This is a genomic window from Streptomyces sp. NPDC056224, assembly GCF_042267665.1.
Classification (GTDB): Bacteria; Actinomycetota; Actinomycetes; order Streptomycetales; family Streptomycetaceae; genus Streptomyces.
The window spans coordinates 197,825-224,131 of record NZ_JBHJTK010000005.1 but is presented as its reverse complement, the minus strand read 5'-3'; the positions used below and the strand labels follow the sequence as shown (position 1 = coordinate 224,131).

General features: G+C 70.7%; 24 protein-coding genes and 2 pseudogenes. 16 read left to right on the top strand and 10 right to left on the bottom strand.

What is annotated here, in order from left to right:
* The 5 genes and pseudogenes from ACFCZ1_RS09960 to ACFCZ1_RS09940 all read right to left on the bottom strand — a co-directional run.
* Positions 1-182, bottom strand: a pseudogene (locus ACFCZ1_RS09960) (hypothetical protein); the annotation flags it as partial.
* Between the two features lie 18 nt (positions 183-200).
* The gene (locus tag ACFCZ1_RS09955) at positions 201-1,247 is read right to left on the bottom strand and encodes a YeiH family protein (protein ID WP_376677892.1); all 1,047 of its coding nucleotides are present in this window, start codon (positions 1,245-1,247) and stop codon (positions 201-203) included.
* Complete coding sequence (locus tag ACFCZ1_RS09950) at positions 1,247-1,795, bottom strand: cysteine dioxygenase (RefSeq protein ID WP_376677891.1); 549 nt, start codon at positions 1,793-1,795, stop codon at positions 1,247-1,249. Before ACFCZ1_RS09950 ends, ACFCZ1_RS09955 begins: the two co-directional genes overlap by 1 nt.
* A gap of 79 nt (positions 1,796-1,874) precedes the next feature.
* Entirely contained in the window at positions 1,875-2,780 is a 906-nt protein-coding gene (locus tag ACFCZ1_RS09945) for a LysR family transcriptional regulator (protein WP_376677890.1), read from the bottom strand.
* 191 nt (positions 2,781-2,971) lie between these two features.
* The gene (locus ACFCZ1_RS09940) at positions 2,972-4,537 is read right to left on the bottom strand and encodes a S1C family serine protease (RefSeq protein WP_376677889.1); all 1,566 of its coding nucleotides are present in this window, start codon (positions 4,535-4,537) and stop codon (positions 2,972-2,974) included.
* A 169-nt stretch (positions 4,538-4,706) separates the two neighbouring features.
* Between ACFCZ1_RS09940 and ACFCZ1_RS09935 the strand changes: the two genes are divergently transcribed.
* From ACFCZ1_RS09935 to ACFCZ1_RS09925, 3 genes and pseudogenes are all read left to right on the top strand, one after another.
* Positions 4,707-5,564, top strand: coding sequence for a glycerophosphodiester phosphodiesterase (locus ACFCZ1_RS09935; protein ID WP_376677888.1), 858 nt, complete (start codon positions 4,707-4,709; stop codon positions 5,562-5,564).
* A gap of 86 nt (positions 5,565-5,650) precedes the next feature.
* Positions 5,651-6,252, top strand: a pseudogene (locus tag ACFCZ1_RS09930) (ATP-binding protein).
* 212 nt (positions 6,253-6,464) lie between these two features.
* Complete coding sequence (locus tag ACFCZ1_RS09925) at positions 6,465-7,439, top strand: DUF5926 family protein (RefSeq protein ID WP_376677887.1); 975 nt, start codon at positions 6,465-6,467, stop codon at positions 7,437-7,439.
* A gap of 181 nt (positions 7,440-7,620) precedes the next feature.
* Here the strand turns inward: ACFCZ1_RS09925 and ACFCZ1_RS09920 are convergent, their stop codons facing one another.
* The gene (locus ACFCZ1_RS09920) at positions 7,621-8,211 is read right to left on the bottom strand and encodes a hypothetical protein (RefSeq protein WP_376677886.1); all 591 of its coding nucleotides are present in this window, start codon (positions 8,209-8,211) and stop codon (positions 7,621-7,623) included.
* A 109-nt stretch (positions 8,212-8,320) separates the two neighbouring features.
* Entirely contained in the window at positions 8,321-9,085 is a 765-nt protein-coding gene (locus tag ACFCZ1_RS09915) for a bifunctional DNA primase/polymerase (RefSeq protein WP_376677885.1), read from the bottom strand.
* A gap of 431 nt (positions 9,086-9,516) precedes the next feature.
* On the opposite strand from ACFCZ1_RS09915, the gene ACFCZ1_RS09910 reads away from it, so the two are divergent.
* On the top strand, positions 9,517-11,070 hold the full coding sequence (locus ACFCZ1_RS09910; RefSeq protein WP_376677884.1) for a PP2C family protein-serine/threonine phosphatase: 1,554 nt from the start codon (positions 9,517-9,519) through the stop codon (positions 11,068-11,070).
* Positions 11,071-11,201: 131 nt separating this feature from the next.
* A complete protein-coding gene (locus ACFCZ1_RS09905) occupies positions 11,202-12,668 on the top strand; it encodes an aminopeptidase P family protein (RefSeq protein WP_376677883.1) in 1,467 nt (488 codons plus the stop codon).
* Positions 12,669-12,738: 70 nt separating this feature from the next.
* On the opposite strand, the gene ACFCZ1_RS09900 is transcribed toward ACFCZ1_RS09905, so the two are convergent.
* Positions 12,739-13,182 carry an ATP-binding protein gene (locus ACFCZ1_RS09900; RefSeq protein ID WP_376677882.1) on the bottom strand — a complete coding sequence of 148 codons (444 nt, stop codon included), beginning with the start codon at positions 13,180-13,182 and terminating at the stop codon, positions 12,739-12,741.
* Positions 13,183-13,405: 223 nt separating this feature from the next.
* Between ACFCZ1_RS09900 and ACFCZ1_RS09895 the strand changes: the two genes are divergently transcribed.
* From ACFCZ1_RS09895 to ACFCZ1_RS09855, 9 genes are all read left to right on the top strand, one after another.
* The gene (locus ACFCZ1_RS09895) at positions 13,406-14,239 is read left to right on the top strand and encodes a hypothetical protein (RefSeq protein WP_376677881.1); all 834 of its coding nucleotides are present in this window, start codon (positions 13,406-13,408) and stop codon (positions 14,237-14,239) included.
* A 109-nt stretch (positions 14,240-14,348) separates the two neighbouring features.
* Positions 14,349-15,068 (top strand): YcnI family protein, encoded by a 720-nt coding sequence (locus ACFCZ1_RS09890; RefSeq protein WP_376677880.1) that lies wholly within the window; start codon positions 14,349-14,351, stop codon positions 15,066-15,068.
* A 97-nt stretch (positions 15,069-15,165) separates the two neighbouring features.
* Positions 15,166-15,819 carry an SCO family protein gene (locus ACFCZ1_RS09885; protein ID WP_376677879.1) on the top strand — a complete coding sequence of 218 codons (654 nt, stop codon included), beginning with the start codon at positions 15,166-15,168 and terminating at the stop codon, positions 15,817-15,819.
* The gene (locus tag ACFCZ1_RS09880; RefSeq protein WP_376677878.1) at positions 15,816-16,292 is read left to right on the top strand and encodes a copper chaperone PCu(A)C; all 477 of its coding nucleotides are present in this window, start codon (positions 15,816-15,818) and stop codon (positions 16,290-16,292) included. Before ACFCZ1_RS09885 ends, ACFCZ1_RS09880 begins: the two co-directional genes overlap by 4 nt.
* Positions 16,293-16,314: 22 nt before the next feature.
* Positions 16,315-18,294, top strand: a complete 1,980-nt coding sequence (locus tag ACFCZ1_RS09875) for a copper resistance CopC/CopD family protein (RefSeq protein ID WP_376677877.1) — start codon at positions 16,315-16,317, stop codon at positions 18,292-18,294.
* Entirely contained in the window at positions 18,219-19,577 is a 1,359-nt protein-coding gene (gene efeB, locus ACFCZ1_RS09870; protein WP_376677876.1) for an iron uptake transporter deferrochelatase/peroxidase subunit, read from the top strand. The genes ACFCZ1_RS09875 and efeB overlap by 76 nt, the downstream gene beginning before the upstream one ends.
* A gap of 42 nt (positions 19,578-19,619) precedes the next feature.
* Positions 19,620-20,555, top strand: coding sequence for a prephenate dehydratase (gene pheA / locus ACFCZ1_RS09865; RefSeq protein WP_376677875.1), 936 nt, complete (start codon positions 19,620-19,622; stop codon positions 20,553-20,555).
* Positions 20,556-21,079: 524 nt separating this feature from the next.
* Entirely contained in the window at positions 21,080-22,357 is a 1,278-nt protein-coding gene (serS, locus tag ACFCZ1_RS09860) for a serine--tRNA ligase (protein WP_376677874.1), read from the top strand.
* Positions 22,354-23,166 (top strand): HAD family hydrolase, encoded by an 813-nt coding sequence (locus ACFCZ1_RS09855; protein ID WP_376677873.1) that lies wholly within the window; start codon positions 22,354-22,356, stop codon positions 23,164-23,166. Before serS ends, ACFCZ1_RS09855 begins: the two co-directional genes overlap by 4 nt.
* Positions 23,167-23,302: 136 nt before the next feature.
* On the opposite strand, the gene ACFCZ1_RS09850 is transcribed toward ACFCZ1_RS09855, so the two are convergent.
* Positions 23,303-23,836, bottom strand: coding sequence for a hypothetical protein (locus tag ACFCZ1_RS09850; protein ID WP_376677872.1), 534 nt, complete (start codon positions 23,834-23,836; stop codon positions 23,303-23,305).
* Between the two features lie 162 nt (positions 23,837-23,998).
* On the opposite strand from ACFCZ1_RS09850, the gene ACFCZ1_RS09845 reads away from it, so the two are divergent.
* Both ACFCZ1_RS09845 and ACFCZ1_RS09840 read left to right on the top strand, forming a co-directional pair.
* On the top strand, positions 23,999-24,985 hold the full coding sequence (locus ACFCZ1_RS09845; protein WP_376677871.1) for a sensor histidine kinase: 987 nt from the start codon (positions 23,999-24,001) through the stop codon (positions 24,983-24,985).
* A 10-nt stretch (positions 24,986-24,995) separates the two neighbouring features.
* The gene (locus ACFCZ1_RS09840) at positions 24,996-25,646 is read left to right on the top strand and encodes a response regulator (protein WP_376677870.1); all 651 of its coding nucleotides are present in this window, start codon (positions 24,996-24,998) and stop codon (positions 25,644-25,646) included.
* A 7-nt stretch (positions 25,647-25,653) separates the two neighbouring features.
* Here the strand turns inward: ACFCZ1_RS09840 and ACFCZ1_RS09835 are convergent, their stop codons facing one another.
* Positions 25,654-26,301 (bottom strand): rhomboid-like protein, encoded by a 648-nt coding sequence (locus tag ACFCZ1_RS09835; RefSeq protein ID WP_376677869.1) that lies wholly within the window; start codon positions 26,299-26,301, stop codon positions 25,654-25,656.
* Between the last annotated feature and the right edge of the window lie 6 nt (positions 26,302-26,307).

Below are 26,307 nucleotides of genomic sequence, written 5' to 3'. Positions count from 1 at the left end.
CGTGCGGCTTGCGGCTTGCGGCTTGCGGCTTGCGGCTTGCGGCTTGCGGCTTGCGGCTTGCGGCTTGCGGCTTGCGGCTTGCGGCTTGCGGCTTGCGGCTTGCGGGGCAGAGTGGCACGGCCGGGCGTCATTGTCAGCGGGCAGTCAGAACGTTCGGTCGGTTCCGGCCACGAATTGGCCAACTCCCTTCCGTCCCGCCGTCATACGGTGAGCAGCACGCCCGCGTACGAGACGCCCGCCACCACCACCCAGGCACCGAGCCCGAGCGCTGCGGCCCGCCCACCGGTCCGGGCAAGCGTCGGCAGGTGCACCGCGCTCCCCAGGCCGAACAGGGCCGCGGCCAGCAGCGCCTCCTGCACTGTGTGCGCCCACTCCAGCGCCACGTCCGGCAGTGCCCCCGTGGCTCGCAGAGCCGCTGCGGCCAGGAATCCCGCCACGAACAACGGCACCGGTGCCGGGCGGCGGCCCGACGCCGTGCGAACCCCGCGCCGCCGGGCCCGTACGGCGAAGGCCACGGCCGCGACCAACGGGGCGAGCATGGCCACCCGCATCAGCTTGACCAGCACCGCCTCGCCGAGCGCGCCGGGTCCGGCCGTCTGCGCGGTGGCCACCACCTGTCCGACGTCGTGGACGCTCGCGCCGACCCACCGCCCGAAGGCGGGGTCGGAGAGCCCCAAGGGCCCTTGCAGAAGGGGGAGTACCGCGATGGCGAGGGTCCCGCACAGGGTCACCAGAGCCACTGAGGCGGCCACGTCCTCCTCGTCGCTGCCGGACACCTCGCTCACCGCGCCGATGGCCGAGGCCCCGCAGATCGAGTACCCAGTGGCGATCAACAACGGTTGGTCGCCCGGAAGTCCCAGGCGGCGGCCCAGCCAGAGGGTCCCGAAGAAGGTGGCCGCTACCACCCCGGCCACCATCACCACCGTCGCCCAGCCGAGTCGGAGGACCTGGTCCAACCCCAGGCCGAGGCCCAGCAGCACGATACCGATCCGCATCAGCCGCCGGCCCGCCAGGGAAAGGCCCGGACGGGCGCTGCCGCGGACGAAGGTCCGCAGGCCGGGGAGGTGCGCCGCGGCGATGCCGAGCACCACCGACGCGGTCAGCATGGGCACGGCCGGCACCGCCCGATGGATGCCCCACGCCACCAGCGCTCCGCACGCGGCTGCCGTCAACCCCGGCCAGGAAGTGGATGTTTCACGTGAAACACGGGGTGCCGCCACACCCTGAGGACGGTGGAGGAGGGCCATCAGTCGACGGGGAGCGTGTAGACGCGACGGATGCTGGTTCCCAGCCGCGAGACGTCGGCCCCGTACACGTGCAGGGATATCGCCTTCGTGCGACAGGAGTTGCGGACCTTGTGGATGTCACCGGGCGGAGCGAATCCGCAGACCTCGCCCTGGCCGTTGACGACGTCTTCAGTGACCACCAGCCGGGCGGCGTCGGCTCCTGGTGCGAGCCGGTAGCGCCGTTCGCTCTCCTCGCCCTCGTGCACCCCGGCCACGCACCATGACACGTGGTCGTGGATACAGGTCTCCTGGCCCGGCAGCCAGACCAGCGCCACCACGGAGAAGCTTCCGTCGGACTCGGCGTGCAGGATGTGCTGCCGGTACCGCTCCGGGTCGCCTTCCTGCTGCTCCGGGGTCAGCAGGTCGGGGGCGCCCAGGTGCGGGGCGAGGCGTTCGCCCACGAGGTAGGCGGTCAGGTCCGGAGCCAGACCCCGGTCCACGACCCTGCGGATCTCATTGACGAGGGCGGCCATCCTCGTGGTCGTGCGGGCCGGCGTGCTGGTGGTCATATGTGCAGCGTGCCGCCGCCGATCCATCACGTCCAACGACAGTTATGACCCTAAATCCCAAGCCCCGCTTATGGATTGGTCAGCAGCCGACCCGGTTCGCCGCAACCCGCTTCAGCGCGTCGAGCACCACGGCGGTCGCCGGGATCCGCAGGTGGTCCCGGTAGACGTAGGCGGCGATGTGCCGCCGCGCGGCGGACTGGAGCGCCCGCCCGCAGACCCGGCTCAGCGAGAGCGAGGGAAGAACCAACGCCGGCATCATCGCCACGCCCAGCCCCTGTGCGACCAGGCTCTGCACCACCAGGTTGTCGTCGGTGGCGAAGCGGATGTCCGGCACGAAGCCCAGTTCCGCGCACTCGTGCAGCAGGTTGGCCCGGCAGCGCGGGCAGCCCGCTATCCAGCGCTCCTCGGCGAGGTCGGCGAGGTGTACAGCGCGGCGGCGGGCCAGCGGGTGACCGGTCGGGAGCAGCACCGTCAGCTGGTCCTCCATCAGCCTGACCTCGGTCACCTCGTCCGGGACCTCCTCGTGCAGCCCGGGATAGGTGAAGGCCAAGGTGATGTCGCACTCCCCGCGCTCCAGCCTGCGCAACGACTCCGGAGGCTCCCCCTCCAGCAGTTCCACCTGTACGCCGGGGTGCTCCTTCGCCAGTCCGCTCAGGGCCTCCGGAACGAGGGTGGCGTTGGCGCTGGGAAAGCCGCACAGCCGGACCCGGCCCGTACGCAGGCGCGCGTACGCCTTCAACTGGGCCTCGGCGGCGGAGAGACTGCCGAGGATCGTCTCGGCATGCCGGGAAAGGGAAGTCCCGGCCTCGGTGAGCTGCATCTTGCGGCCCACGCGGGTGAACAACGGTGTTCCCACGGCGCGTTCGAGCGCCTTCATCTGCTGCGTGATGGCGGGCTGGGTATACCCCAGCACGCGGGCGGCCGCCGAGTAGGACCCGGCAGCGACAACCGCGTGGAACGTCCGGATGTGCCGGGAATCGAACACCCTTGAAGCATAAGCGGACGTTGGGAGGGCCCGTAGGCGGTATTGCGCCCACGGGCCCGTCGGCATCAAGCCAGTGATCCCGGCTGCGCGGCCGTCACGCGTGGCCGTCACGCGTGGCCGTCACGCGTGCCCGGTGCCCGGGGTCAGAACAAGCGGTCGGGATCAGTGATCGGGCCGACCGCTTGTCCGGACTACTTGTCCCCGACCCGCGAGCCGAGGGTGATGTCGACCGTGGTCGGCTTGCCCCCGCGCAGGTAGGTCAGCTTGACCGTGTCGCCCGGTTTGTAGGTCCAGATCATGCTGATGAGGCTCGGGCCGCTGTCGACCGGCTTACCGCCGAACTCGGTGATGACATCGCCGGGCTTGAGGCCCGCCTTGCCGGCCGGGCCGTTCGGGTCGACCAGGTCGCTGGCGGGCGCCCCCTGCTCGGAGATCTTGGCGCCCTCGGCCTTGGCCTGGAGGTCCACGGAGACCGAGATCACCGGGTAGACCGGCTTGCCCGTCTTGATCAGCGACTCGGCGACGTTCTTCGCCTGGTTGATCGGGATGGCGAAGCCGAGGCCGATGGAACCGGCCTGGCCACCGCCGAAGCCGCCGTTGCCCGCCGACTGGATCGCCGAGTTGATGCCGATGACCGCGCCGCGCCCGTCGAGGAGCGGACCGCCGGAGTTGCCCGGGTTGATCGAGGCGTCCGTCTGGAGCGCACTCATGTACGAGTTCTTGCTGCCGGAGCCGTCACCCGAGGCGACCGGGCGGTTCTTGGCGCTGACGATGCCCGTGGTAACCGTGTTGGACAGGCCGAACGGAGCGCCGATCGCGATGGTGGCGTCACCGACCGCGACCTTCTCGGAGTCACCGAGCGGCAGCGGCTTGAGGCCGGGCGGCGGGTTCTTCAGCTTGAGGACGGCGACGTCGTACCCCTGGGCCCGGCCCATCACCTCGGCTTCGTACCTCTTGCCGTCGGAGAAGGTGGCGGTGAGCTTGCCACCGTTCGCGGCGGAGGCCACGACGTGGTTGTTGGTGAGGATGTGGCCCTGCTGGTCGTAGACGAACCCGGTGCCGGTGCCGCCCTCGCCGTCGCCGGCCGAGGCCTCGATGGTGACCACGCTGGGCAGCGCCCCCGCGGCCAGGCCGGCGATGGAGCCGGCCTCCCGCTTGAGCTCCTTCGGCGTGTTGCCCGCGCTGATCGTGGTGGAGCCGGTGCCGTGCTCGCTGCGGTCCGCGGCCCAGTAGCCGACACCGCCGCCGATGCCACCGGCCAGGAGGGCCGCCACGAGCACGCCCGCGATCAGGCTCCCCTTGCCCTTCGGCTTGGCCGGCGGGGTGCCGTCGGCGCCCGCGGGACCGCCCCAGGCGCCGCCGCCGTAGCCGCCGCCCGCACCGTACGCGGGCACCGTGGGCGGCGGGGGCGGCCAGCCCTCGCTTCCGTGGGCGGCCTGGGCGTGCGGCTGCGCGGGGTACTGACCGTAAGCCGCGGCCGCGGGGCCGGGCGCAGGCGCCGGAGTGGGCGGGATCTGCTGGGTCGGCTCGGTGCCGGGCGCGGGCGTCGGCGGCAGCTGCTGGGTCACCGGCTCGACGGTTTGCGGCGCCGGGGCGCTCAGGGGCGCGGCCGGAGCCGCGGCGACGGGTGCGTCGGCCGGCTGCGGGGCGGACACAGGCGCCGGTCCCGCCGCCTGCGTCTCGGAGGCCTGAGCAGGGGATGCAGACGGGGCCGCGGGGGGTGTCGGGGCCGCGGTGCCCTCGTTCTCGGTGCTCACAGCGCTCTCTCCTCGTCACACACGGCTTCAGAAATCTCTGGCGATATCGGTCCGGCTGAACGTTCGACGTGCCGCACAAGTTCCTGGGCAAAGCCTTTCCCATGACCCGTCAGAGCACTGTAAGCCGGACCTGTGCATCTCCCTCCATTCTTTATATCCGACATTTCAGATGCACCCCCAGTACCGGTCTCGACGCCGGGCGGCTTGTCGGTGGCACCATGACCCAGTGACCCACGCAACGCCGCGCCCCATCCAGGTCGTCGCCCACCGCGGCGCCTCGGAGGACGCCCCCGAACACACCCTGGCCGCCTACCGCCGGGCCATCGAGGACGGTGCCGACGCGCTCGAATGCGATGTCCGGCTCACCGCAGACGGCCATCTGGTCCTGGTCCACGACCGCCGGGTGAACCGCACGTCCAACGGCCGCGGCGCGGTCTCCGCCCTGGAGCTGGCCGATCTCGCCGCCCTCGACTTCGGTTCCTGGAAGGACCGCGAAGAGTCCCCCGACTGGGACGCGGATCCCGAGCTCACCTCCGTCCTCACCCTGGAGCGCCTGCTGGAGCTGGTCTCCGACGCCGGACGGCCGGTGCAGCTGGCGGTCGAGACGAAGCACCCGACCCGCTGGGCCGGACAGGTGGAGGAGCGCCTCCTGTTCCTCCTCAAGCGGTTCGGCCTGGACGCCCCACCCGCCGAGGGCCCGCACCCGGTGAGGGTGATGAGCTTCTCCGCACGCTCTCTGCACCGGGTGCGCGCGGCAGCCCCGACCATCCCGACCGTGTACCTGATGCAGTTCGTCTCGCCCCGGATGCGCGACGGCCGGCTGCCCGCAGGGGTGAAGATCGCCGGGCCTGGCATGCGCATCGTGCGCAACCACCCCGGGTTCATCCGCAAGCTCCAGGGCGCCGGTCATTCCGTACACGTGTGGACGGTAAATGAGCCAGGAGACGTTCAGCTCTGCGCTGATCTGGGTGTAGAAGCGATCATCACGAACAGACCTCGCCAGGTTCTGTCCCAACTCGGCCGCTGATGCCCCTTTTTACCCACCGATCTCTCCCCACCTCGCCGGTAACAGGGTGTGCCCCGGCGCATCCGTTCCGCATTCGGTCGGCGCGAATGCGCCAGAGGGCCGCCCTTCGGCGGTTTCCGGTCCAGGCCATGGGGGCATCCAGACCATGCGTGGGGCTAAGGAGGTTCCGGGGGTGGCGTTGGTGGTGGCACAGGAAGTGCCCACGTCGTCGTACATGGATGTACGCCATGGTCCTGCGGGCGTGGGCGAGGCGCGACAGCGGATGCGCGAGCAGTTGCGTATCAGCGGGGTGTCCGAATCGGTCGTGGACGATGCCGTACTGATCCTTTCCGAACTACTCAGCAACGCTTGTCGACACGGCAGGCCACTGGGCGCGCGGGAAGTCGGGGACGGGGAGATACGCGCCGCGTGGCGCGTCGACGCAGCGGGGCGACTGACGGTCGAGGTCACGGACGGGGGCGGGCCCACTCGCCCTGTTCCTTCCACGCCCTCGGTCACCGCGCGCGGTGGACGGGGGCTGAACATCATCAGCGCCCTGGCGCAGGACTGGGGTGTCCGGGACGGAGCGGCGGGCGAGGTCACCGTGTGGGTGATCGTTGCCTGCGGGCCCCGGCACGACGATTTCGCTACGCGCGTTGCGCCCCCGGCGATCGACTTCAGCACGGCCTTCGACGATCTGGATCCGTGAATCCGGGGGTCCGTGATCGCCGCGGTCATCGCACTGGTCGTCCGCGGTCATCACGCAGGTCATCACAGTAATACCGGCCATCCGCACAGGCGGCCGTCCGGGAGCGCACGCCGACCGTGCTCCCGGCCGCACCCCACCGGTTCCGGCGGTACGAACGGCTAGGCTCGCGCCCAGACACGACGCCGTACCGCCGCAACCGGGAGACATCCACGATGGCCAAGAAGCGCCCCGCAGCCAAGACTGCAAAGCCGCAGCTCAACAACGGTGAGATCCCGGTAGTGGGCGCCCGCGAACCCTGCCCCTGCGGATCGGGGCGCCGCTACAAGGCCTGTCACGGCGCTGCCGCCGCTCACGCCGTCACCGAGCACGTGCAGCGCCCCTTCGAGGGCCTGCCGGGTGAATGCGACTGGGTCGCGCTGCGCGAACTGGTCCCTGCGGCCACCGTTCCGCTGACCCTCAAGGGTGGCCTTCCCCAAGGTGTCCCCTCCGTCACTCTGGTCACCGTGCTCCCCATGGCCTGGCCGGCGCTGCGCCGCGAGGACGGTTCCGTCCTGCTCGGCCTGCAGAACGACTCCTCCACCGGGGACCTCGGCCGAGACATGGCCGACACCCTCGAGCGGGCACTCGCGGCGGAGCCCGGTACTCCGATCGCGGCCCGCCGGGTTCCGGCCGAGGGACCGCGACTTCAGGATCTCCTGGACACCGACGGCGGTTTCGAGCCGGTTGTGCACAGCGGCTTCGAATTCTGGATTCCGGAATCGGAGAGCGCCCAGAGCTCCTCTCCGGAGATCGCCGCCTCGCTGGAGCGCGCCAACGCGGCCGCCATTCCCACCGTCAAGCTGGCCGGCGTCGACGCGGCCTACTGGTGCGAGACTCCGGAGAAGAACCACCTGCGCTGGGTCATGCCGCACCCCGAGGAGAAGCTGCTCGACGCCCTCGCGAGGCTGCACGCGGCCGGCACGTCCTCACTCGGCGAAGGCACCCGACTGGTCGGTTCCTTCCGTGCCCACGGCCTGATGGTCCCGGTCTGGGACCTGCCCACCGGGGTCACGGCCGACGATGTCGAGAAGCCCGCGGCGGAGTTCGCGGAGCGGCTGGCCACGGCCCTGGCCTCGGACGCACCGCTGACCACCGAGGAGCGCCGGGCGCGCGGCGGACTCACCAACCGCCAGGTCACGCTCAGCTGACGCACACTCACGCACAGGTTCGGTGACGGGAGTCACAACTCCCGTTAATCGTCTGCAAATCGGTGTCTGAATATCAGAGATCGAATTTGCGTACAGGCGATCTCTTGTTACCGTTCTTGTAGCCCGGTCGCTGGTGCATCCCCCGTCGCCAGCGACCGGGCCCTTCCATTTCCGGCGGTACTCAACCGTCACCCGGTGCCGGTGAGTTGCTCCCGGACCGGAGCAGTAGCTGCCCTTCATCATCCGGAACTGCAAATTCCGCTACGGCGGAGTAGTTCTCCGGCGCCCCCGCCGAATCCTCCTTGGGCGTCTCGCACAGCCCCGGCTCGTCGCCCCCGCCGAGGGCGCACCGGATCTGCACCGTGCGCCCGCCCGGCCCCATCACCGCCAGCACCGCGTCCAGAGCGCGGCCACTGGTGTTCCGGTAGTAACTCCGGCCCCACGTCTGGCCGTCCGCCACCAGGACGCAGGTCTGCGCCTCCACCCCGTACGGCGAGGACACTTCGGGGCCGCACCGGGAATCCGTGCGGGGCTGCTCGACGGGGCCGGGCCGCTCGGGCCCGCTCGGCGCGCCCGAAGGCGCGGGCGACGCAGGAGACGTGCGCGACGGACCCGACGCGCGCAAGGGGTCCGAAAGCCCGAGCGTCGAGAACAAGCCGCCGCCTTTTCCGTCATCCTGAGCGGCGAAATCCGGCCCGGCGATCGCTCCTGCGAGCGGGAGAGACAAGATGATCAGCACACCGGCGCCGATACCGATCAGGCGGAGATTCATTCGCCGAAGATAGCGATGCGGGAATGGGGCGCGAAGATCCCCGCGCCCAATTCCCTTGGAAACTCGCTCCGCTGGCACCCGTACGAGTGACCAGTCGATCCGGGACAGGTCAGTACGCGAGCCGGCTGCCGCCGCCCGGTGCACCGCTGCTCGCCTCGACCAGCGCGTCAACGACCGCCTCGACCTCGGGCAGCCAGAGATCCGGCGAGCGCACCGGCCCGCCCGCTGATCCCACCGACGCTCCCGCTGATCCCACCGGCCCGTCCGGTGCCGGATGCGGTTCCCGTTCCCAGCGCACCTGGCCGCCGCTGGACGCGGCGGAGGGCGGCAGCAGGAGATAGCCGCCCTCTCCGTGGAAGCGCAGCGAGGACGGCACGTGGTCTTTGGCGTAAAGGAGTTCGCCCAGCCGCTCCAGCGAGTACGGCGCCACCAGCAGCGACCAGCGCGTGGGCGTGGCCACGACCGGTCCGAGCCGCATGCCCTGAGCGTCCAGCCTTACGAGGGCCCGCGCGGCCGCTCCGGCCGGGAGGCTCACCGCGCACGGAGCGGGCCCGCCGGTGGCCATCAGAACAGGGGCGGTGGGCCGGTTGGTCCACCACCAGGACACCATCCGGGGGTCGGTGGTGGCGGCGAGCAGCCCCGGATCGAAGGGGTGCGCGCCGGGGACGACGCAGTCGGGGTCGGGACAGGCACAGCGCGAGCCGTCCACGGCGGACCGGCCGACGCCGGGCAGCACGGGCCATTGCCATGCGGTGGCGCAGGTGAGCGCCGCGTCGAGGAGGGACGGCGTGCCGCCGGTCTCTTCCGGGGCGGAGCGCAGGGATGGGAGACGGTCGCGGAGCCGCTGGAGACGCCTTCCGAGGATCTCGCGCATGAGCGCTCGTTCCTTTCCGTTGAACGTCGAGGGCCACATCACACCACGTAAGCGGTGCCTCACCACACGTACATGTTTCGCGTCACTGTCCGCGCTGAGCAGGTTCACACGGTTCGTGCAGTTCTCTTAAGGGTCCATCAAACGTCGGGCGGGGGTGGAGCACTCCCCGCACCGGATATCGGGACCGGCTGCCGCCGCTAAGGACGACGGCCCGTGCCGGACGGTTCCCGGCGCCCGCCCCGGGCGGCGCTGAAGCGGGACCGGGCGGCGCCAACTGGCTCCGAGCACTACCGATTACGTACCCGAACCCCCTCTGGAGCCCGTCCAGTCGACCGCAAGAACCGTCCGCTTCCGGCATTTTCCGGCCAAGTTCTAGCCTTGGCTGGACAGTGAGTTGCCGCCTCACGGACACCAGGATTCCCACCTGGGCAATGCTGGACATGCGTCCGTGTATGCGTGTAGATGTGGATTCCTTGATGGCGGCGCAGCACGATCTGGGGGTTTGCGATGCTATATGGCGAATCGCACCAGGTGGAAAGGCGGACGCCATGAGCGCTCCGCATCTGCCGAAAGTGGCTGGAATCGATCCAGCAGTGACGACGTCACCGCACACTGTGGCGCCCACGACCGCACGCACCAGCCCCGCCCCGGCCCCGGTACCCGGACCGGGCAACCTCATCCAGGACCGGCTGGCGGGTATGGTCTCGGACCTCACCACCCTCCATGAGCTCACCGAACGCCTGGCCCGCAGCGGCGATCTCGACTCCTCCCTCCATGAATTCCTGCGCGCCGGTGCCGCACTCGTGGGCGCCCGCCGCGGCCTGATCATCCTGGAACCCTCCGACGGGCTCGGCCCCACCCACACGATCGGCCTCGGCCTCGGCCACGCCGACCTCGGCCACATCGAGACGGTGCCGCGCAGCGCCACCTCGTACGGCCGCATCCTCGACGGGCTGCCCGACGCCCATGGCGGTTCCGAGGTGCTCTCCGAGGCGGGCTGCTCCCCCGGCACCGGGGGTTTCGCCACCCCCGTCGACCCCCGGCACCGTGAGGTCGCCGCCCGCCTCGGCTACGCCGCCAGCTACGCCCTGCCGCTGACGGCCGAGGCCACCGGCCGGCTGGGCGCGGCCGTCTGGCTCTACGACGAGCAGGCCGAGCCCAGTGACCGCCAGCGCGACCTCGCCGGCCTGTACGTGCGCCACGCCGCCGAGCACCTGGCCCGGATGCTGGAGGTGGAACGATCCCGCTCCCGCCTGGCCTCCATCAGCGAGGAACTGCTGCCCAGCCGACTCCCCCGGCTCCCCGGGGTCCAGCTCGCCGCCCGCCACCACACCGGGCCGCGCGGCGGGGGCGACTGGTACGACGCCCTGCCCCTGCCCGAGGGCGCCCTCGGGCTGGCCGTAGGCTCCGTCACCGGTTCCGGGCCCAGCGCCGTCGCCGCGATGGGCCGTCTCCGGGCCTCGCTGCGCGCCTACGCCGTCATGGAGGGCGAGGACCCCGTCGCCGTCCTGTCCGACCTGGAGCTGCTGCTGCGCCTCACGGAGCCGGCCCGCTCGGCCACCGCGCTCTTCGCCTACTGCGAGCCCGTCGGGAGCCCCGGTGGGGGCGGCGAACGGAACAAGATCATCCTGGCGGGCGCGGGACACACCCCGCCCCTGCTCATCGGCGAGCGCCGCACCGAGTACGTGGAGACCTCGCTCTCCGCGCCGCTGGGGATGCTGTCCTGCTGGGAGGCGCCCAGCGTGGAGATCGAACCCGCACCCGGAGAAACGGTGCTGCTCTACACGGACGGGCTTCTGCGGCGCACCGGGGACCCGATGGACCGGGCCTACGCCCGGCTGCACGCGGCGGCCGCGGCGGTTCCCCGTGCAGCCCGCGACGACCCGGCCGCCCTCTGCGACCACATCCTGCGGACCGTGCTGCCCGAAGGGGAACCGGCCGACCTCCCCGAGGACATCGTGCTGCTCGCCGCCCGGTTTGAGTGATCTGCGACGATTCAGCCGGTTGGGGCTCTTTGTGCCAAACAGCACATGCCCCTCCGGCCGTTTCCGCTCGCGCCTACGATGGATGGGGCCCACACCCACAGGTCCACACCCATCGCAGCTGAGGAGAAGACGTGGCTGACGAGCTCACCCCGGAGACCCCGGAAGAAGAGCAGCCCAAGAAGGCGCACAAGCAGCGGAAGAACGGGCTGTACCCGGGCGTCAGCGACGAACTCGCCGAGAGCATGCGCACCGGCTGGGCCGACACCGAGCTGCACGGGCTGGAGCCCATCGCCCAGGCCGCGCACACCGCTGCCCGCCGCGCCGCGCTGTCCGCGCGCTTCCCCGGCGAGCGCCTCGTCGTCCCCGCGGGACGCCTGAAGACCCGCTCGAACGACACCGAGTACCCCTTCCGCGCCTCGACCGAGTACGCGTACCTCACCGGCGACCAGACCGAGAACGGCGTCCTGGTCCTGGAGCCCACCGGGGAGAGCGGCCACACGGCCACCGTCTACCTGCTGCCGCGCTCCAACCGTGAGAACGGCGAGTTCTGGCTCTCCGGCCAGGGCGAACTGTGGGTCGGCCGCCGCCACTCCCTCACCGAGGCCGAGCAGCTCCTGGGCATCCCCGCCAAGGACGTCCGCGAGCTCGCCGAGGCCCTCACCGAGGCCGAGGGCCCGGTCCGAAACGTCCGCGGCCACGACTCCGTGATCGAATCCGCCCTCACCGACAAGGTGACCAAGGAGCGCGACGAAGAGCTGCGCGTCTACCTCTCCGAGGCCCGCGCCGTGAAGGACGACTTCGAGATCGGCGAGCTGCAGAAGGCCGTCGACTCCACCGTCCGCGGCTTCGAGGACGTCGTGAAGGTCCTCGACAAGGCCGAGGCCACCTCCGAGCGCTACATCGAGGGCACCTTCTTCCTGCGCGCCCGCGTCGAGGGCAACGACGTCGGCTACGGCTCCATCTGCGCCGCCGGCCCGCACGCCTGCACACTGCACTGGGTCCGTAACGACGGCGACGTCCGCTCCGGCGACCTGCTGCTGCTCGACGCCGGTGTGGAGACGAACTCCCTCTACACCGCCGACGTCACGCGCACGCTGCCGATCAACGGCACGTACACCGACATTCAGCGCAAGATCTACGACGCTGTCTACGAGTCGCAGGAAGCCGGCATCGCCGCCGTCAAGCCGGGTGCGAAGTTCCGGGACTTCCACGACGCCTCCCAGCACGTGCTGGCCGAGAAGCTCGTCGAGTGGGGCCTGCTGGAGGGCCCGGTCGAGCGCGTCCTGGAGCTCGGCCTGCAGCGTCGCTGGACCCTGCACGGCACCGGCCACATGCTCGGCATGGACGTCCACGACTGCGCCGCCGCGCGCACCGAGGCGTACGTCGACGGCACGCTGGAGCCCGGCATGTGTCTCACGGTCGAGCCCGGTCTGTACTTCCAGGCCGACGACCTGACCGTGCCCGAGGAGTACCGCGGGATCGGCGTCCGGATCGAGGACGACATCCTGGTCACCGAGGACGGCAACCGGAACCTGTCGGCCGGGCTGCCCCGCACCTCGGACGAGGTCGAGGCCTGGATGGCGCGGCTCAAGGGCTGACGGCCCCAGGGCTGAGCCCTGCGTGTGACGGTGGGCGGGATCCCCGGGCGGAACCCGCCCATCGGCGTGCCTACGACACCTTCAGCAGTGCGTCGTCGCGCCACTTCAGCATCTTGTCGAAGCTCACCACCGCGCCGCGGCCCGGCCGGTTCCGGAAGCGGACGTGGTCGGCGAGTTCCTCGATCAGGTGCAGTCCCCGGCCGTGCTCGGCCAACGAGGGTCTGTGACGGGCCCCTGTCGCGTACGGGAAACCCGGACCCGAATCGGTCACCTCGATGCGGCATCGGTCCCCGTCCAGATAGGCCGTGACGTGGTACGCCTCGGCCTCATCCGGGATACCGCCGCCCCCACCGTGCTCCACCGCGTTCGTGCACGCCTCGCTCAGCGCCACCGAGAGGTCGAAGGAGATGTCCGGGTCCACCCCCGCGGTCTCCATCGTCCCCAGCAGCAGTCGCCTGGCGAGCGGCACGCTCGCGGCTTCGCGCCTCAAGTGGAGAGACCACCAGATGCTCATACGGTTACCTATTGCCGCCCGTGGGGGGCCGTAAGCGCCCGGCGTCCGTCCGAGCGCTCCATTGCCCTCGTTCGGCCGATGCGCTCGCGGCGGACCCTTGTGCACGCGACGGTGTCCGCCGCGTTGCCCCGCTGTGCCGGTCAAGGGCACCCATGACGGACTCATGGGACCTTCCGGACCTGCCGCATGAAGGCCCTGAGCGCAGTGCGATGATGAGCCGGCCATGACTGACCCCCACGCGACGCACGCCGGAACCGGCCTCCGGCTGATCCGGGCCGCGGTGTTCACCGCGGTCTGCGTCGTGCTGTCCGCGGCCGGGCACGCGCTGGCGTCCTGCGCCACCGTGCCCTGGTGGTCCCTGTTCGCGGGGTTCCTCGTCGTCTTCGCCGTCGCGGCCCCGCTCGCCGGCCGCCGCCGCGCGCTGCCCGGCATCGCCACCGGGCTGGCCGCCGGGCAACTCACGCTGCACACGTTGTTCGGCCTCGCCCAGCACGGCGCCACGGCGGCCCGGACACCGGTCGGCGCCTCCGACGGCTCGCTCCCGGAGCTCGCCGCCAGGCTGGTGTGCGGAGGCAATTCCGTACCGCTCAGCCCGGCCGACGCCAGCCGGATCCTGGAGTCCGCCGGTCTGGACCCGGCCGCCCTGACCGGACAGCTCGCCCAAGCCGGACAGTTCGCGGCCCAAGGCCACAGCGCCCACGCCCACGTGGTCCAGGCAGCCGCCGCGGCCCCCGCGACCGGGCTGTTCAGCCCCGCCATGCTGTTCGGTCACCTGCTCGCGGCGCTGGCCGCCGGCTGGCTCCTCGGCCGCGGCGACGCCGCACTCTTCCGGCTCGTCGAACTGTCCCGGACATCCGCCGAAGCCACCCCGGTACGCCCGCTGCGTGCCGCGCTGGCCTTCGTACGCGCCTTGGGCGCCGGCCTCCCCGGCGCGCCCGCCCGTACCCGGCAGATCCCGCGGACCGAGGCCGATCCCGCTGCCGCCACCGGCCGGGAGGCACTGCACCACTCGGTGATCAGGCGCGGGCCGCCCACGGCCCTCGCCCTCGCAGCCTGACGCGGCACCCTCCTTCCCGGGACACACGACGGGAGCACCGGTGCCGCGAACTCCGCGCGCGCCCGTGCCCGGAGCCAACGTCATCACTGATCCCGTGGAGTGTTTCCGCATGAAGGCCTCTCGCGTCTCCTTCGCCGCCGCCCTCGCCTCCGGTACCGTCCTCGTCCTCTCCGGTACGGCCTTCGCCCACGTCGGCGTGCAGCCCGGCGAGGCCACCAAGGGTGGCTACGCGACGATCAACTTCAAGGTCCCCAACGAGCGCGACAACGCGTCGACCACGCAGCTGGAGGTCAACTTCCCGGTCGACCAGCCGCTCACGTCCGTCATGCCGCAGGACGTTCCCGGCTGGACCGTGGCGGTCGAGAAGAGCAAGCTCGACAAGCCGCTGACCGTGCACGGCAAGCAGATCAACGAGGCTGTCACCAAGGTCACCTGGTCCGGCGGCAAGATCGAGCCCGGCAAGTTCCAGCAGTTCCCGCTGTCCGTGGGCAAGCTGCCCGAGAACGTCGACCAGATGGTCTTCAAGGCGATCCAGACGTACGACAACAACGAGGTCGTCCGGTGGATCGAAGAGGCCAAGGAAGGCGCCGCGGAACCGCAGAATCCTGCGCCGGTCCTGAAGCTGACCGCCGCCAAGGGCGACGACCACCACGGTGACGCCAAGACCGACCAGGCCAAGAACTCCGACAAGGACGCGCAGCACGGCCACGACGAGGCCGCCGAAACGAGCGGCTCGGACACGACCGCCCGGGTCCTCGGCATCGCGGGCATCGTCATCGGGCTCGGCGGTGTCGCCTTCGGTGTCGCGTCGCGTCGCCGCTCCGCCTGACCTGCCGCGCCCGTAGGCGCCGTCGTTCTCAGACCTGTCGTTCTCAGACCTGTCGTTCTCAAACATCCGTACTCCCCGATCCCAGGGACACCTCTCCATGCGCACCACACGTGTGACGGTCGCCGCTCTCATTGCGGCGGCCGCGCTCACCCTGACCGCCTGCGGCGGCCGGCCCGCCGACACGAACTCGGTCACCCAGATCTCCGGCGGCCAGGACAAGACCCGGGCCGCGACCCTCCTGGACCGCCCCTTCACCAAGCCGGAGCTGGTCCTCACGGACACCACCGGCAAGCCGTGGAACCTGCGGGAGCAGACCAAGGGCAGGACGACGCTCGTCTACTTCGGCTACACCAACTGCCCCGACGTGTGCCCGCTGACGATGAGCAACATCGCCGTCGCGAAGAAGGCACTCCCACAGGCGGACCAGGACAAGCTCCGGGTCGTCTTCGTCACCACGGACCCCGAACGGGACACCCCCGACTCACTCGGCGCGTGGCTCAAGTCCCAGGATCCGGCCTTCACCGGGCTCACCGGGGACTTCGCCACCATCCAGGCCGCCGCGCGCTCGCTCGGCATCGGCATCGAGGCCGCCAAGAAGGAGGCCGACGGCAGCGTCGTCTCCATGCACGGCGCCCAGGTCATCGCGTTCTCGCCCAAGACCGACGAGGGCTACGTCCTCTACGGCGAAGGCGCCACCGTCGACGACTACACCAAGGACCTGCCGAAGCTCATCAAGGGAGAGAACCCGTGAACGCCCGCACCACCCGTATCCTCGCCGCCACGCTCTCCCTGACGGCAGCACTCGCCATATCCGGCTGTTCCGGCTCCGAGGGCGACGCGGCCAAGCCCGCGCCGACGGTCAGCGGAGCCTTCATGCCCGAGCCCGTCAACGACAAGATGGCCGGCGCGTTCATGGTCATCAAGAACGGCTCCAAGACCGCCGACAAACTCACCGGCGTCACCTCCACGCTCTCCGACGATCTGCAGATCCACGAGACCAAGGACCAGAAGATGCAGCAGGTCCCGTCCCTGGACGTGCCCGCCAACGGCGAACTCAAGCTGGAACGCGGCGGCAGCCACGTCATGTTCATGGGCCTCAAGAGCACCCCGAAGGTCGGCGACAAGGTCACCATCGAGCTCCGCTTCGAGAAAGCCGACCCCATCAAGGTCGAACTCGACGTGAAGGAACGGACGTACACCGCGCAGAACTCCAACGCCCACTGACGGACCGAGGAAGCCACACGCCATGACGGCCACCGCCCCCGCCCCCTCCACGGTCCACGCCCGGGCCGCAGCACTTGTGCCGCGGTTCACGCTGGTCCTCGCAGCCCTGCTGGCAACCCTGTTCACTGCGGCCTCTCCGGCCTCGGCGCACGCCGCACTCACCGCGAGCGACCCCAAGGACGGGGCGGTGGTCGCCACGGCCCCCGCCCAGGTCACCCTCTCCTTCTCGGAGCAGGTCGCCATGGGCGACGACTCCATCCGCGTGCTGGACCCCCAGGGCAAGCGCGTGGACACCGGCGAACTGCGCGACATGTGCAGCGGGAACACCATCCGCTACGGCGCCGCACTCCACACCGGCCTGCCCAACGGCACCTACACCGTCGCCTGGCAGGCCGTCTCCGCCGACAGCCACCCGGTCTCCGGCGCCTTCACCTTCTCCGTCGGAGCGCCCTCGGCCACCACCGTCGCCCTCCCCGCCCGACAGGCGGGCGGCGGACCCGTCGGCATCGTGTACGGGATCGCCCGCTACGCCGCCTACGCCGGCTTCACCGTCCTCGTCGGCGGTGCCGCCTTCATCCTGCTGTGCCTGCGCCGGGGAGCGGCCGAACGCCCTCTCCAGAAGCTCGTCGTACGCGCCTGGGTGACCCTCACCGCCGCCACCCTCGCGATGCTGGTGCTCCGCACCCCGTACACCGGGTCGGGGAATTTCACCGACGTCTTCGACCTCAACGGACTCAAGGCCGTCCTGGACACCAAGACCGGCGCCTCGCTGATCTCCCGGCTGCTCCTGCTGGGCGCAGCCGCCCTCTTCGTCGCGGTCCTCTTCGGTGTCTACGCTCGGCGCCTGCAGGGCGCCGCGACGGCGGAGGAGGTCAAGGACACCGGCGACCTCACCTTCGGCCTGGGTATCGGCGGCGCCGTCGTCTCCAGCGGCATCGCGGCCACCTGGTCCCTGTCCGAGCACGCCTCCACGGGGATCCAGCCCGGCATAGCCATGCCCGCCGACATCCTGCACCTGCTGGCCGTCGCCACCTGGCTCGGCGGCCTCGCCGCGCTGCTCGTCTCCCTGTACAAGATCCCCGGGATGGAGCGGTCGGCGGTCCGGCGCTTCTCCCGGGTCGCTTTCATCAGCGTCCTGGTGCTCGTCGCCACCGGCGTCTACCAGTCCTGGCGCCAGCTCGGCAGTTGGTCCGCGCTCACGGACACCTCGTACGGGCGGCTGCTGCTCCTGAAGGTCGGGCTGGTGACCGTTCTCGTCGCCATCGCCTACGTGTCCCGGAAATGGACCGCACGGCTCGCCGACGCCCCCGGAGCAACCGTCGATGTTTCACGTGAAACAGATTCCGACGCAGCCGATGTTTCACGTGAAACGGCCTCCGACCCTGCCGATGTTTCACGTGAAACAGAGCCCGTCACCGTACCCGCCGACCCCCGGCGGGCCGCCCAGCTCGCCCGGCAGCACGCCGCCCGCGAGAGCGCGCGCGAGAAGCAGGTGCGTGACGCCGACCCGGAACGCGCCCGCCTACGCCGCTCCGTCCTCGCCGAGGCCGGTGTCGCAGTGGCCCTGCTCGCAGTCACCACGGTCCTCACCAGCACCGAGCCCGGGCGCACCGTTGAGCGGGAGACGACCCGGAGCTCCACCGCCACCGCCGTTCCCGACCGTGCCATCAAGATCAGCCTGCCCTTCGACGCCGGCGGCCAGAACGGGAAGGGGAACGTTCGGCTCGAACTCAATCCGGGCCGGGTCGGCGCCAACGTCCTCCACCTCTGGGCCGACTCAGAGGACGGAAAACCCCTCGACCTCCCCGAGGTCAGGGTGGCCTTCACCCTCCCCGCGAAGGACGTCGGACCCCTGCCGGTGCTGCCCGACCGTTCCGCCCCAGGACACTGGACCGCGTCGGGCGTCCAACTGCCGCTCGCCGGCGAATGGCGCATCGAAGTGACCGTCCGTACCTCCGACATCGACCAGACGACCGTCCAGAAGACCGTGAAGATCGGCTGACCAGCGTGACCGAGAGCAACCCCGACATCGAAATCTCCCGCCGCCGCCTGCTGGGCACCGTCGGCGCCGCAGGCGCCGCAGGGCTCGCGCTCGGCAGCGCAGGCGGCGCGCTCGCGCACTCCGCACTCGCCGGCCCCGCGCACGCCTCCGGCGCCGGGGACGCCTCGCGCCTCTCCTCCCTCGGGGCCACCGAGGCCGCCTTCCACGGCGACCACCAGGCCGGGATCACCACGCCGCTGCAGGCCAAGGGCCACCTCGTCGCCTTCGACCTCGCGGCCGGAGCGGGCCGCACGGAGGCCGCCGCACTGCTGCGCCGCTGGTCCGAAACAGCCCGCCGGCTCATGGCGGGCGAGACCACGGCGTCCGAGGACACCGGGATCGCCCTTGACGCCGGTCCGTCCTCCCTCACCGTCACGTTCGGCTTCGGTCATTCCTTCTTCGAGCGCACCAGCCTGACCGCCCGCCGCCCCGCAGCCCTCGACCCGCTGCCGGACTTCTCCTCCGACCGGCTGGACGACCGGCGCAGCAACGGCGACCTGTGGATACAGATCGGTGCGAACGACGGGCTCGTCGCCTTCCACGCCCTGCGCGCCCTCCAGAAGGACGCCGGGGAGGCCGCCCGCATCCGCTGGCAGATGAACGGCTTCAACCGCTCCCCCGGCGCCACCGCCTCCCCGATGACCGCCCGCAACCTCATGGGCCAGGTCGACGGCACCAGGAACCCGAAGCCCTCGGAGCCCGACTTCGACAAGCGGATCTTCGTCCCCGCGGCGGGCCCCGGGCCCGCCGAGCACTCCTGGATGGCCGGGGGCTCGTACGCCGTCGTCCGGCGCATCCGGATGCTGCTCGACGACTGGGACAAGCAGTCCCTCACCCAGCAGGAGCAGGTCATCGGCCGCACCAAGGCCACCGGCGCCCCGCTCACCGGCGGGGGCGAGACCACCGAGATGGCGCTCGACAAGATCGGCTCCGACGGAAAGCCGGTCATCCCGTCCAACGCCCACGCCCGGATCTCCGCCCCCGAGCAGAACGGCGGGGCCGCCATGCTGCGGCGCCCGTTCTCCTTCCACGACGGAATCGGCTCCGACGGCGCCCCCGACGCCGGGCTCCTCTTCATCTGCTGGCAGGCCGACCCGCTGCGCGGATTCGTGCCCGTCCAGCGCAAGCTCGACCGGGGTGACGCGCTGTCCGCCTTTATCCGGCACGAGTCCAGCGGCCTGTACGCGGTTCCCCCCGGCCCCCGCCCCGGTGAGTACGTGGGGCAGCGACTGCTCGAAGGGTGAACACCGCTCCTTCGGGCAACACCCCGGCATTAGGCTGATCGCATGTCGGCCACCCGCTTCACATATCTCGGTCCCGAGGGCACTTTCACCGAAGCCGCCCTCCGCACACTGCCGGAAGCCGCCACCCGGGAACTCGTCCCGATGGTGTCGGTCCCGGCCGCCCTGGACGCGGTGCGCAACGGCGAGGCGGCTGCCGCGCTGGTCCCGATCGAGAACTCGGTGGAGGGCGGGGTCACCGCCACCCTCGACGAGTTGGCCTCCGGCGAACCGCTGATGATCTACCGCGAGGTGCTGCTGCCCATCGCCTTCGCGCTGCTCGTGCGGCCGGGCACGGCCCTGTCGGACGTCAAGACGGTCACCGGGCATCCGGTCGCCCAACCCCAGGTGCGCAACTGGCTGCGGGCGAACCTGCCCGACGCGGTGTGGGAGTCGGCCGCCTCGAACGCCGACGGCGCCCGACTGGTCCAGGAAGGCCGCTTCGACGCGGCGTTCGCGGGCGAGTTCGCCGCCGCCACCTATGGGCTCGTCCCGCTGATGACAGAGATCCACGACGCGGAGAACGCCGAGACACGGTTCGTGCTGGTCGGGCGCCCCGCCCGGCCCGCCGCCCCGACCGGAGCCGACAAGACCTCCGTCGTGCTGTGGCTCGGTGACGACCACCCCGGTGCGCTGCTGGAACTCCTCCAGGAGTTCGCCGTGCGCGGGGTCAACCTGATGCTGATCCAGTCCCGGCCGACCGGGCAGGGCATCGGCAACTACTGCTTCGCGGTCGACGCCGAGGGCCACATCTCCGACCGGCGCGTCAGTGAGGCCCTCATGGGCCTCAAGCGGACCTGTCCCCAGGTCCGGTTCCTCGGCTCCTACCCGCGCGCGGGTATCGCTCAGGGTGACGTACGCGCTCCGCGGCCGGGGACCTCGGACGGTGATTTCACGGCAGCCTCCGACTGGCTGACCCGTTGCCTCGACGGCCGGGCCTAGGACTTCGTCCACTATCCACAGAGTTATCCACAGGCCGAGTTGAGGACCTGGGGACAAGTCGACAGAGTGGCGCGACAAGGTCGACAAATCGGTCGGGGGCCCGGGTTTCGCGTAGGGGAGCGGGAGGTGAACGGCGTCACCCGTGCATCGCAGATCAACTCTTTGGGACGAGTCATTCCCACCCGAATGAGTGTGTGAGGGTGGTTTGAACCTTGATTCGCCCCGGGCCGCCAACGGATGGGAATGATCTATTTCCGTGTCCACAGAGGCGGCACACAGCCTGTGGATAACATGGGGGCGGCGGGAATTCCTGTGGACAAGGAACCCCTTCCAGCCTGCTCATGCCGTGCCCAACCCCAACGTTGTGCCCCTTTTCGGGGAATGGGCCCGCTTTTCCCGACCGCCCGAGAAGCATCACTTCCGGCCAGCCATCAAGACTTAAGCATTTGCCGCAATTGAGACATAGCGACACGCAGCGTGATATCGGTGTGATCCCAGGAACCCCAGCCCGGTAGCCTGGTGGGGTGATTGACCTCCGGCTGCTCCGTGAAGACCCTGACCGTGTCCGCGCCTCGCAGCGCGCCCGTGGAGAGGACGTCGGACTTGTCGACGCGCTGCTCTCCGCCGACGAGCGCCGCAGGTCCTCGGGCGCTCGCTTCGACGAACTGCGCAATGAGCAGAAGTCGCTCGGCAAGCTCATCCCCAAAGCCTCTCCGGAGGAGCGGGCCGAGCTGCTGAAGAAGGCCGAGCAGCTCAAGCAGGACGTCAAGGCGGCCGAGGCCGAGCAGAACGAGGCGGACGAAGCCGCCAAGCAGCTCCTCCTCCAGCTCGGCAACATCGTCCACGAGGACGTCCCGGTCGGCGGCGAGGAGGACTTCACCGTCCTGGAGACGCACGGCACCATCCGCGACTTCGCCGCCGAGGGCTTCGAGCCCAAGGACCACCTGGAGCTCGGAGAGTCGCTGGGCGCCATCGACGTCGAACGCGGCGCCAAGGTGTCGGGCTCGCGCTTCTACTACCTCACCGGTGTCGGCGCACTGCTCGAACTCGCGCTGGTCAACGCGGCCATCGCGCAGGCCACCGAAGCCGGCTTCATCCCGATGCTGACCCCGGCGCTGGTCCGCCCGCGCGCCATGGAGGGCACCGGCTTCCTCGGCCAGGCCGCGGAGAACGTGTACCACTTGGAGAAGGACGACTACTACCTGGTCGGCACCTCCGAGGTCCCGCTCGCCGCGTACCACATGGACGAGATCATCGACGCCGACAAGCTGCCGCTGCGGTACGCCGGCTTCTCGCCGTGCTTCCGCCGCGAAGCGGGCACGTACGGCAAGGACACGCGCGGCATCTTCCGCGTCCACCAGTTCGACAAGGTCGAGATGTTCTCGTACGTCGCGCCGGAGGAGGCCGAGGCCGAGCACCAGCGGCTCCTGGAATGGGAGAAGCAGTGGCTGACCAGCCTGGAGCTGCCGTTCCAGGTGATCGACGTCGCCACTGGTGACCTGGGCTCCTCCGCCTCCCGCAAGTTCGACTGCGAGGCCTGGATCCCGACCCAGGGCAAGTACCGCGAGCTGACCTCCGCCTCGAACTGCGACGGATTCCAGGCCCGCCGGCTGTCGATCCGCTACCGCGACGGCAAGAAGACCCAGCCGCTGTCCACGCTGAACGGCACGCTGTGCGCCGTACCGCGCACGATCGTCGCGATCCTGGAGAACCACCAGCAGGCCGACGGCACCGTTCGCGTTCCCCCGGTGCTCCGTCCGTACCTGGGTGGCCGCGAGGTCCTGGAGCCGATCACCAAGTGAGTCCGGCCCCGTTCCCGTACAAGCTCGTCGCGACCGATCTCGACGGCACGCTGCTGCGTGGCGACGACACCGTTTCCGAACGCACCCGTGAGGCGCTCGTCGCGGCCACCTCGGCGGGCGCTGCCCACATCATCGTCACCGGCCGCGCCGTGCCCTGGACCCGGCACGTACTGGACGATCTCGGCTACAAGGGGATCGCCGTGTGCGGGCAGGGCGCGCAGGTGTACGACGCGGGCGCGCACCGGCTGCTGACGTCGGTGACGCTCGACCGGCAGCTGGCCGGTCTGGCGTTGTCGAAGATCGAGGCCGAGATCGGCCCGCTGGCCCTGGCGGCCAGCCGGGACGGGGTCGACGGAGAGGTCCTGTTCGGCCCCGGCTACCAGGTGCAGGAAGGCCTCCCGGCCGTCTACCTGGACGACACGGCGGCGATGTGGACGGCCCCGCTGAACAAGCTGTACATCCAGCACCCGGGTCTGGACGACGACGCGCTGGTCAAGGTGGCCCGGGCTACCGTGGGCAGCCTGGTCGACATCGTGATGGCCGGCCCCGGCATAGTGGAGATCCTCCCGCTGGGGCTGACCAAGGCCACCGGCCTCTCGCTGGCCGCCCGTCGGCTGGGGGTGAAGGCAGCGGACACGATCGCCTTCGGCGACATGCCCAACGACATCCCGATGTTCGGCTGGGCTGCGCACGGCGTGGCCATGGCCAACGCCCACCCGGAGCTCAAGGCCGTGGCCGACGAGGCGACGGCCTCCAACGAGGAAGACGGCATCGCCGTGGTGCTGGAACGCCTGCTGGGCGCCGCGTAGCACGCGCGACGCAGAAAGGTCCGGAACGGCCCGCGCCGTATGGCGCGCTCGAAGTGGCCGTCCCGGACCTTTTGTTGCTCCCCGCACCACTCACTCTGCCCCGGTCGGAAGCCCCTTACCAGCGATTTTCCGTGCATCAGCCGTGTGTCCGGCGGCGGCGCCAGTAGGCGGTGGTGAGGACCGCGAGGAGCGGGCCCCACAGGAGCATGGGGATGTAGGGCAGGGTCATGGCCCAGTAACCGATCCCACGCGGTGCGGTCGGGTCGGCCGCGTTGACGCTGTTCCAGAACCAGGCCATGGCGATGGTGACGGCGGTGACGGCGATCGCCGCGAGGGCGAACGGAAGCACGACCAGGAGGCGGGGGATGCGGCGCCCACCGAGCCCGGGTACCCACCGGGGGACCTCTTCGCCCCAACGCTGGACCAGTCCGAAGGCCGCCAGCCCCAGGCACTCCTGGAAGAGGCACAGAAGGACCAGATAGAGCGATCCCCAGCCGGGAAACTGGGAGTGGTGGTGCGGGCTGCCCACGCCGAAGCCGAGAGGGACGCCGGCAGCCATCACCAGCCTCCACAGGCAACTCGGGAGCACCGTGAGCGAGGCCGCCTGGGCCGTCCGCCGGAGCCACGGTGAGACGGTGGCGACAGTGGCGGTCGCGGGGAGTGCAGACATCGTGAAGTCCTTTTGCTGAGACGGCGGGTGATGTCTCAAGCCTCTTGCGGCCCGGCCCTCCCTGACCATCCGCCGATCAGCAGGCCGTTGGCGACGGGCGGGCCGGCCGTCTCTGCCGAACAGCGGATGGCAGGCCCGGAGACCCGCTCGTAGGGTCGGCCCATGACCATGAACCCGCGTGCGGTGTGTGCCCCGTTGCTGGCCTCGGCTGCCGTCGTCGGCATCGTCGCGTTGGTCCTGAGGGCGCCCGCGCCGTGGATGCTGCTCTGGGCCTGCCTCATGCTGCCGCTGCTGGCCCTCATGGCGCGCTGGTCCCCGGTGCGGTCCGGGATCCTCGCGGGCGCGCTGGGTGTGGCGACGGTGGCGGTGTGGCCGGTTCCTCTGGTGTGGGCGACCGGCTCCTGGTTGGACATCTGCGGGGCCGCGGCCTTCTGGTCGCTGCCGGCTCTCGCAGCGGTGGGGGCCGGTGGCCACCTGCGCCGTCAGGCGGCCAGGGCGCGGCAGGCCGTACGCGACGCGCGACGCGATCAACAGCTCGAACTGGCCCGTGATCTGCACGACTTCGTGGCGCACGATGTGAGTGCCATCGTGGTGCAGGCCCAGGCTGCCCGCTTCGTGGCCGCGCAGAATCCCGGGCAGGCGGTTCGCGCCCTGGAGCGGATCGAGGCCGCGGGCCTGAGCGCCCTGGAGTCGATGGACCGAACGGTGCACGCCCTGCGGGAGGCCTCGGGCGGCCCGACCGCTCCGGTACCGGGACTGGCGCAACTGCCGGAACTGGTGGAGCGGTTCGAGGGCGGGTCCCTGGACGCAGACCCGGAGGCCATACGCGGGCTTTCGCGGGAGGCGGACACCACGGCGTACCGGGTGGCCGTGGAGGCGTTGACGAACGTACGCCGGCACGCGCCCGGGGCGGCCCTGGTACGGGTCGCCGTGCGCCGGGCAGGGCCCGCCGTGGAGCTCAGCGTGACCAACTCCGCCGCGGTCAGGGGCGCGGGCCTGCTGGCCCGCCGTCGGCGCGGCGGCACCGGACTGGAAGGGCTGCGCGGACGGGTGGAGGCGGCGGGCGGGACGCTGCGGGCCGGGGCGGACGCGGACGGCGGGTGGCGGGTTTGCGCGGTCTTCCCCCCACAGGAGGGCTCGCTCGGGTGATCATGGCGGCGTGACCACACGCATCCTGATAGCCGATGACCAAGAGGACATCCGCAGCGGTTTCCGGCTGATCCTCGATTCGCAGCCCGACATGACCGTGGTGGGGGAAGCCGCGGACGGGGAGAGCGCGGTGGCACTGGCCGGGGAACTGAGCCCCGACGTGGTGCTGGCGGACATCCGGATGCCCCGCCTCGACGGGCTGGAGGTGACCCGACTGCTGGCACCCCGAACACGGGTGGTCGTGGTGACCACCTTCGACCTGGACGAGTACGTGCACACCGCTCTGCGCAACGGCGCCTGTGGCTTCCTGCTGAAGCGATCGGGACCCGCGCTGCTCATCGAGGGAGTGCGGGCGGCGATGGCCGGGGACACGCTCATCAGCCCGCAGATCACGGTGCGCCTGCTGAGCCGGATCGCCGAGGCCGGGCCGGCCGCTCCGTCGGCGCCCGGGCCCCATCCGCTGACCGGCCGGGAGGTGGACATCGTGCGCCTGGTGGCACGAGGGCTCACCAATGCCGAGATCGGCGCGGAGCTGTTCATCAGCGCGGGGACGGCCAAGACCCACATCGCGAACGTCCAGGCGAAGCTGGGGGCGCGCAACCGGGTCGGGATCGCCGCGTGGGCGTGGGAGCACGGTGTGGCGAAAGCAGAAGCCGACTAGCGATGTTTCACGTGAAACGAGGTGTTTCACGTGAAACACCGTGGCGGGTGAGCGGCCAGGCGAGCAGGCCGACGCAGAGCGCTATGGCGTGGCCGAGGTCGGTGAAGGTGCCGCCGGTGACGAGGGGGAGCCCGAAAAAGGTGATGGCGCCGGCGAGGTAGAGCCATTTCCAGGGGCGGGGGAGCCGGTAGGTGAGGACTCCTATGGAGGCTGCGAGCCCGTAGCTGACGCCGATGTCGACGACATGGGTCATGCTGCGCGGGGCGCGGTGGTCCTGGATGGCCATCAGCAGGACCTTTTGGCTGACCAGCGTGGCGACGATGTGGGCCGTCGCGACGATCAGGAGCCAGCGCATCGTGCCGAGCCAGCGTTCGACGGGGGCGTGGAACAGCTCGAAGAGCAGGGCGTAGAGGGCGAGCGAGGCCGGGTTCTCGATCCAGAAGGCGCTGCTCAGGAGGGCCCGGATGGGGTGTTTGACGAGCTGGTGGATGTTGCTGCTGTTGCGGTGGAGCAGGACGTGCTCGACCCGGTCGGGCGCGATCACGACGACGATGCTGGTGACGGCGATGATCAGCAGCCAGATGTGCGTTCCGGGCGAGGAACGTATCCAGGACCGTATGGGCCTGGACGGCTCGGGCCCGGTGTGCTCGATCATGCACCG

Bases quoted from the DNA above. Each gene is read 5' to 3' on its own strand.
- ACFCZ1_RS09915 (WP_376677885.1), bottom strand. From the start codon at position 9,085: ATGCGCGAGATCCTCGGAAGGCGTCTCCAGCGGCTCCGCGACCGTCTC.
- ACFCZ1_RS09835 (WP_376677869.1), bottom strand. From the start codon at position 26,301: ATGATCGAGCACACCGGGCCCGAGCCGTCCAGGCCCATACGGTCCTGG.
- ACFCZ1_RS09925 (WP_376677887.1), top strand. From the start codon at position 6,465: ATGGCCAAGAAGCGCCCCGCAGCCAAGACTGCAAAGCCGCAGCTCAAC.
- ACFCZ1_RS09890 (WP_376677880.1), top strand. From the start codon at position 14,349: ATGAAGGCCTCTCGCGTCTCCTTCGCCGCCGCCCTCGCCTCCGGTACC.
- ACFCZ1_RS09920 (WP_376677886.1), bottom strand. From the start codon at position 8,211: ATGAATCTCCGCCTGATCGGTATCGGCGCCGGTGTGCTGATCATCTTG.
- ACFCZ1_RS09850 (WP_376677872.1), bottom strand. From the start codon at position 23,836: ATGTCTGCACTCCCCGCGACCGCCACTGTCGCCACCGTCTCACCGTGG.
- ACFCZ1_RS09845 (WP_376677871.1), top strand. From the start codon at position 23,999: ATGACCATGAACCCGCGTGCGGTGTGTGCCCCGTTGCTGGCCTCGGCT.
- ACFCZ1_RS09895 (WP_376677881.1), top strand. From the start codon at position 13,406: ATGACTGACCCCCACGCGACGCACGCCGGAACCGGCCTCCGGCTGATC.
- ACFCZ1_RS09875 (WP_376677877.1), top strand. From the start codon at position 16,315: ATGACGGCCACCGCCCCCGCCCCCTCCACGGTCCACGCCCGGGCCGCA.
- ACFCZ1_RS09885 (WP_376677879.1), top strand. From the start codon at position 15,166: ATGCGCACCACACGTGTGACGGTCGCCGCTCTCATTGCGGCGGCCGCG.
- ACFCZ1_RS09955 (WP_376677892.1), bottom strand. From the start codon at position 1,247: ATGGCCCTCCTCCACCGTCCTCAGGGTGTGGCGGCACCCCGTGTTTCA.
- ACFCZ1_RS09900 (WP_376677882.1), bottom strand. From the start codon at position 13,182: ATGAGCATCTGGTGGTCTCTCCACTTGAGGCGCGAAGCCGCGAGCGTG.
- ACFCZ1_RS09935 (WP_376677888.1), top strand. From the start codon at position 4,707: ATGCACCCCCAGTACCGGTCTCGACGCCGGGCGGCTTGTCGGTGGCAC.
- ACFCZ1_RS09910 (WP_376677884.1), top strand. From the start codon at position 9,517: ATGCTGGACATGCGTCCGTGTATGCGTGTAGATGTGGATTCCTTGATG.
- ACFCZ1_RS09950 (WP_376677891.1), bottom strand. From the start codon at position 1,795: ATGACCACCAGCACGCCGGCCCGCACGACCACGAGGATGGCCGCCCTC.
- efeB (WP_376677876.1), top strand. From the start codon at position 18,219: ATGGCGCATCGAAGTGACCGTCCGTACCTCCGACATCGACCAGACGAC.
- pheA (WP_376677875.1), top strand. From the start codon at position 19,620: ATGTCGGCCACCCGCTTCACATATCTCGGTCCCGAGGGCACTTTCACC.